The organism is Pseudomonas sp. AGC41, from assembly GCF_057334555.1.
Genome location: NZ_JBHFJB010000156.1, coordinates 96,385 through 102,399, shown reverse-complemented (window position 1 = coordinate 102,399; position 6,015 = coordinate 96,385). Strand labels below are relative to the sequence as shown.

At 62.8% G+C, this 6,015-nt stretch carries 5 protein-coding genes; 4 read left to right on the top strand and 1 reads right to left on the bottom strand.

The genetic code is table 11. The features are described 5' to 3' along the window. Positions 1 to 32: 32 nt before the first annotated feature. A complete protein-coding gene (locus tag ACE04F_RS26960) occupies positions 33 to 1,478 on the bottom strand; it encodes a SulP family inorganic anion transporter (RefSeq protein WP_486110612.1) in 1,446 nt (481 codons plus the stop codon). A gap of 332 nt (positions 1,479 to 1,810) precedes the next feature. On the opposite strand from ACE04F_RS26960, the gene ACE04F_RS26955 reads away from it, so the two are divergent. From ACE04F_RS26955 to ACE04F_RS26940, 4 genes are all read left to right on the top strand, one after another. Beyond that, complete coding sequence (locus ACE04F_RS26955) at positions 1,811 to 3,160, top strand: GntT/GntP/DsdX family permease (RefSeq protein WP_486110611.1); 1,350 nt, start codon at positions 1,811 to 1,813, stop codon at positions 3,158 to 3,160. A gap of 24 nt (positions 3,161 to 3,184) precedes the next feature. Then, entirely contained in the window at positions 3,185 to 4,045 is an 861-nt protein-coding gene (locus tag ACE04F_RS26950; protein WP_486110610.1) for a MurR/RpiR family transcriptional regulator, read from the top strand. A gap of 1 nt (position 4,046) precedes the next feature. Beyond that, on the top strand, positions 4,047 to 5,519 hold the full coding sequence (locus ACE04F_RS26945; protein ID WP_486110609.1) for an N-acyl-D-amino-acid deacylase family protein: 1,473 nt from the start codon (positions 4,047 to 4,049) through the stop codon (positions 5,517 to 5,519). Positions 5,520 to 5,643: 124 nt separating this feature from the next. Next, a complete protein-coding gene (locus ACE04F_RS26940) occupies positions 5,644 to 6,012 on the top strand; it encodes a glyoxalase superfamily protein (protein WP_486110608.1) in 369 nt (122 codons plus the stop codon). Positions 6,013 to 6,015: the final 3 nt, after the last annotated feature.

The following is a 6,015-nucleotide window of genomic DNA, read 5'->3' as shown; positions in this document are numbered from 1 at the left end:
CCCCCCTCCCACAGGGTTTGTGTTGGCATTCGTCAGTCGTGATGCACGCCCGCGCGCTTGAGCATCTGCTTGCACCGCTCGGACAGATGAAACACCCGCAGATGCTTGCCCGCCTTGCTGTAGCGCTCGCGCAGGGTCATCAACGCGGCGATGGCCGAGTAGTCGACGAAGCTCAAGTGGCGGCAGTCCAGGGTCACCAGGTCGGGGTCGTTGGCCGTGTCGAACTGGTTGAGAAATGGCGTGGTCGAGGCGAAGAACAACGTGCCGTGCAGCCGATAAAGCTTGCTGCCATCGGCTTCCAGGTGCGTGTCGGCGTACAACTCCCGGGCCTGTTGCCAGGCGAAGTTGAGCGCCGCGATGATGATCCCGCAGAGCACCGCGACGGCCAGGTCGGTAAACACGGTGATGACGGTGACCGCGATGATCACCAGTACATCATTGGCCGGCACCTTGTTGATCACCCGCAACGAGGCCCAGGCAAAGGTCTGCTGAGCGACCACGAACATCACGCCCACCAGTGCGGCCAGCGGAATGCGCTCGATCAGTGGCGACAGGAACAGCACGAACAGCAACACCATTACCCCAGCCACCACCCCGGATAGCCGGCCGCGCCCGCCGGAGCTGAGGTTGATCACCGTCTGGCCGATCATGGCGCAACCGCCCATGCCGCCTAACAGGCCGGACGCCATGTTTGCCGCGCCCAACGCCACGCATTCACGGTCCGGATAACCACGACTCTCGGTGATTTCATCGGTCAGGTTGAGGGTCAGCAGCGTTTCCAGCAGGCCGACCATCGCCATGACCACCGCATAGGGCGCGATTATCAGCAGTGTTTCCAGGTTCCAGGGGATATCCGGCAGGGCAAACACCGGCAAGCCACCGGCAATGTGCGCCATGTCGCCCAGCGTCCGGGTCGGCAGGCCAAGCAAGTAGACCGCCAGGCCAATACCGAGGATTGCCACCAGGGCCGGCGGTACGCTACGGGTCAGGCGCGGCAGCAGATAGACGATGGCCATGGTCAACGCCACGAGGCCGGCCATCAGGTACAGCGGGGCGCCGCTCAGCCAGGATCCGTCGCTCTTGAAGTGCTCCAGTTGCGCCAACGCGATGACGATCGCCAGGCCGTTGACGAAACCAAGCATCACCGGGTGCGGCACCATCCGCACCAGCTTGCCCAGCCGCAGCAGCCCGAACGCCATCATGATCAATCCGCCCAGCAGCACCGTGGCCAGCAGGTACTGCACGCCGTGTTGCACCACCAGCGCGACGATCACCACCGCCATCGATCCCGCCGCCCCCGACACCATGCCCGGCCGCCCACCGAACAGAGCGGTCAAGGTGCAGATGATGAAGGCGCCATACAGGCCCATCAGCGGATTCAGATGCGCAACCAGGGCGAAGGCAATGCATTCCGGGAGCAAGGCGAAGGAGGTAGTGAGGCCGGCGAGGGCGTCGGCGCGAAGACGAGCTGGTTTCATGGTTTACCTGATTGGGCGCCGGTGCAGAGTCGGCTGCCGGAGAAGTGGTGCGAAAAGCAGGGGAATGGTACGGAATCAAGGACCCTGGGGCCAGTGATTGGCTTTCCGGGGGCCTGCTTTGCAGGCCAGCGGGAGCAAGCTCCCTCGCCACGAAGGGCCCGTCTGGCGATGAAAATTCGGCTGTGGATTTTCATCGGCGCCTTGTCGCGATGTCCCTGCGCGACATTTTTTGTCTGTAGGCGAAAATTACTTTCAGCGGATTTGTAGATTTCTTCTTGAAATGATTTATGAGTTTCATAAACAACGACGTGACCCCATTCGAGGAGTAACGCATGGCCCCTGATTTCGGTTATTGGCTGTTGGTCTACGCGGCGATCGCGATCATTGCGCTGATCGTCCTGATCGCTCGCTACCGTCTCAACCCGTTCATCGTGATTACCCTGGTTTCCATCGGCCTGGCGCTGCTGGCCGGGATGCCACCCTCCAGCGTCGTGGGCGCCTATGAGGCGGGCGTGGGCAAAACACTGGGGCACATTGCGCTGGTGGTGGCCTTGGGCACGATGCTCGGCAAGATGATGGCCGAGTCCGGTGGCGCGGAACGGATGGCGCAGACGCTGATCGAGCGCTTCGGCGAGCGCAATGCTCACTGGGCGATGGTGTGCATTGCGTTCCTGGTGGGGTTGCCGTTGTTTTTCGAGGTCGGCTTTGTGCTGCTGGTGCCTATCGCATTCACGATTGCGCGGCGGGTCGGCGTGTCAATCCTGATGGTCGGCCTGCCGATGGTGGCCGGGCTGTCGGTGGTCCACGCCCTGGTGCCACCGCACCCGGCGGCGATGCTGGCGGTGCAGGCATTCCAGGCTTCGGTGGGGCAGACCCTGCTGTATGCGATCCTGATCGGCATTCCCACCGCAATCATCGCCGGTCCCCTGTACGCCAGATTCATCGTGCCACGCATTCAACTGCCGGCCGAGAACCCATTGGAGCGGCAATTTCTCGACCGCGAGCCACGTGCCAACCTGCCGGGGTTCGGTATCACGTTAGGGACGATCCTGTTGCCGGTGGTCCTGATGCTGATCGGTGGCTGGGCCAACCTGATTTCCACGCCGGGCAGCGGTTTTAATCAGTTTCTGCTGTTTATCGGCAACTCGGTGATCGCCTTGCTCCTGGCGACCGTTCTCAGCTTCTGGACCCTCGGCCTGGCCCAAGGCTTCAACCGCGAATCGATCCTCAAATTCACCAACGAGTGCCTGGCGCCTACGGCCAGCATCACCCTGCTGGTGGGCGCCGGCGGTGGCTTGAACCGGATTCTGGTGGACGCTGGCGTGACCCAGCAAATCGTCGGGCTGGCCCAGGAGTTCCAGTTGTCGCCGTTGGTCATGGGCTGGCTGTTCGCCGCGTTGATGCGCGTCGCCACCGGTTCGGCGACGGTAGCGATGACCACGGCCTCGGGCATTGTCGCGCCCGTGGCGATCGGCCTCGGTTATCCCCATCCTGAGCTGTTGGTGCTGGCGACTGGCGCCGGCTCGGTGATCTTTTCCCACGTCAACGACGGCGGCTTCTGGTTGATCAAGGAATACTTCAATATGACCGTCACCCAAACCTTCAAGACCTGGACCGTGCTCGAAACGTTGATCTCCCTGGTCGCGTTCGGCCTGACCCTCGGGCTTGCGCGCATACTCTGATCGCGCTCCAACAGAGGTGCCGCCATGGACATCCTTTACCAGATCCGCTCCCGTCAGGATTTCTTCAGTGCAGGCGAAGGAAGAATCGCCCGACTGATGCTCGACGACGTAGGATTTGCCGCTTCCGCCAGCCTGGATGAACTGGCCCAGCGCGCCGAAGTCAGCAGCGCCACGCTGTCGCGTTTTGCCCGGACTGTCGGTTGTCGCGATTTGCGCGATCTGCGCCTGCAACTGGCCCAGGCCAGTGGCGTCGGCAGCCGTTTCCTCGACCCGGCCGGGGCGCCCGAGCAGTCGGCGTTTTATGGACAGATCGTCGGCGATATCGAGTCAACGCTGCGCCAGCACCTGTCGGCATTCGAAGAGCCACGCTTCGCCGACGCGGTTCGGATGATCGGCAAGGCGCGGATGATCCATGCGTTCGGGCTCGGCGGGTGGTCGGCGCTGTGCGGCGAAGAGTTGCAGGTGCGGCTGGTGCGTTTCGGCTACCCGATCGCCGCTTGCCGCGACCCGCTGATGATGCGCATCACGGCCACTTCGCTGAGCGATCAGCATCTGGTGATTGCCTGTTCACTGACCGGCATCACCCCGGAATTGCTCGGCGCGGTCGAACTGGCGCGCAGCTACGGAGCATCGGTCCTGGCGATCACCCGTGCCGACTCGCCGCTGGCCCACCTGGCCGATGTGGTGCTGCCCCTGCAAGGCGCCGAAACCTCGTTCATCTTCAAACCTACGGCGGCGCGCTACGGCATGCTGCTGGCCATCGACGTGCTCGCCACCGAGCTGGCGCTGGCCCACCCCGAAGACAATCAAGAGCGCCTGCGGCGGGTCAAGCTCGCCCTGGACGATTACCGAGGCGGCGAGGACGACCTGCCGCTGGGAGACTGACATGCACTACGACACGCTCATTCGCAACGCGCTGATCATCGACGGCAGCGACACGTCCGGCTACAGCGCCGACGTGGCGATCCGCGCCGGTCGTATCGAACACATCGGCAACCTGGGCACCGCCCGGGCGACTGAAGAAGTCGATGCGGCCGGCCGGGTGCTGGCGCCGGGATTCATCGACGTGCATACCCACGACGACACGGTGGTCATACGCCAACCGCAGATGCTGCCCAAACTCAGCCAGGGCGTGACCACGGTCATCGTCGGCAACTGCGGAATCAGCGCCGCGCCCGTCAGTCTGCGGGGCGACCCGCCGGACCCGATGAACCTGCTCGGTGCTGCCCAGGCGTTCGCCTACCCCCGTTTCGCTGATTATCGTTCGGCGGTGGAGGCCGCCACGCCGGCCGTCAATGTCGCGGCACTGGTCGGGCACACGGCGCTGCGCAGCAACCACCTGGACGATCTGCTGCGCACCGCCAGCGTAGGAGAAATCGCCGCCATGCGTCAGCAACTGCGCGAAAGCCTGGAGGACGGTGCGCTGGGTTTATCCACCGGCCTGGCCTACGCCAACGCGTTCTGTGCGTCGACCGATGAAGTCATGCAACTGAGCGAAGAGTTGGCAGCATTCGGCGCCGTCTACACCACCCACTTGCGCAGCGAATTCGAACCGGTGCTGGAAGCGATGGACGAGGCCTTCCAGATCGGCCGGCATGCACGGAGCCCGGTAATCATTTCCCACCTCAAATGTGCGGGGGCCGGTAATTGGGGGCGTAGTCCGCAGGTGCTCGCGGCGCTGGAAAATGCCGCGAAAAACCATCCCGTCGGATGCGACTGTTACCCCTACGCGGCGAGCTCTTCGACGCTGGACCTCAAACAAGTGACCGATGCCCATCGCATCACCATCACTTGGTCGACGCCGCACCCGCACATGAGTGGACGGGACCTGATCGACATCGCCGCCGAATGGGGCATGCCACTGCTGGAAACCGCGCGCCGCCTGCAGCCGGCCGGCGCGGTGTACTACGGCATGGACGAAAGCGACGTAAGACGCATCCTCGCGCACCCGTTGTCGATGGTCGGCTCCGACGGTTTGCCCGAGGACCCGTTTCCCCATCCTCGGTTGTGGGGCGCTTTCCCACGGGTGCTGGGACATTTCAGTCGAGACCTCGGGCTGTTTCCGTTACACACCGCCGTGCACAAGATGACCGGCCTTTCGGCTGCACGTTTCGGCCTGAAGGGACGGGGTGAAATCCGCGAAGGATATTGGGCCGACCTGGTGTTGTTCAATCCACAAACCGTCCGCGACGTCGCCGATTTCAACCAACCGCAACGGGCTGCCGAGGGCATCGATGGCGTATGGGTCAACGGCGTCCTGAGTTATCGCGATGGCCAGGCAAACGGCCGCCGGGAAGGTCGATTCCTCGCGCGGGAAGGCAATCTGCACCAGGGGTTTCGGATTTTTAAAGGTGCGTAAGCGGCTGATATAACGTTAATTGACGCCGCAATAATGGCACTACGACACTAAAGAAGCCGGCTTTTAGGCCGAAGCATTGGGGTCAACCCGTCTAAACTGGGTCATTTCAGCCAGGGAGCAACCCATGAGCTTCGGTAAAACCACCCCGATCCTGCGGATTTTCGATGAAACGAAGGCCTTGGCGTTCTATGTCGATTTCCTGGGCTTTACCGTCGACTGGCAACACCGTTTCGGTGACAACTTTCCCCTCTACCTGCAAGTCTCCCGCGGGGACTGCGTGCTGCACCTGTCCGAACACCATGGCGATTGCACGCCGGGCTCGGCGCTGCGGATCGAGACCGATGAGCTGGAAGCCTTCCAGCAGCAGCTGCTCGCCAAGCAATACCGCTACGCCCACCCACAAATCCAGGCCATGCCATGGGGCAGCCAGGACATGGCGATCAGTGATCCGTTCGGGAATCGGTTGGTGTTTACCAGCGCCATTAGTATCTGAACA

Coding starts and splice junctions, on each gene's coding strand:
- ACE04F_RS26960 (WP_486110612.1), bottom strand. CDS start 1,478: ATGAAACCAGCTCGTCTTCGCGCCGACGCCCTCGCCGGCCTCACTACC.
- ACE04F_RS26955 (WP_486110611.1), top strand. CDS start 1,811: ATGGCCCCTGATTTCGGTTATTGGCTGTTGGTCTACGCGGCGATCGCG.
- ACE04F_RS26950 (WP_486110610.1), top strand. CDS start 3,185: ATGGACATCCTTTACCAGATCCGCTCCCGTCAGGATTTCTTCAGTGCA.
- ACE04F_RS26945 (WP_486110609.1), top strand. CDS start 4,047: ATGCACTACGACACGCTCATTCGCAACGCGCTGATCATCGACGGCAGC.
- ACE04F_RS26940 (WP_486110608.1), top strand. CDS start 5,644: ATGAGCTTCGGTAAAACCACCCCGATCCTGCGGATTTTCGATGAAACG.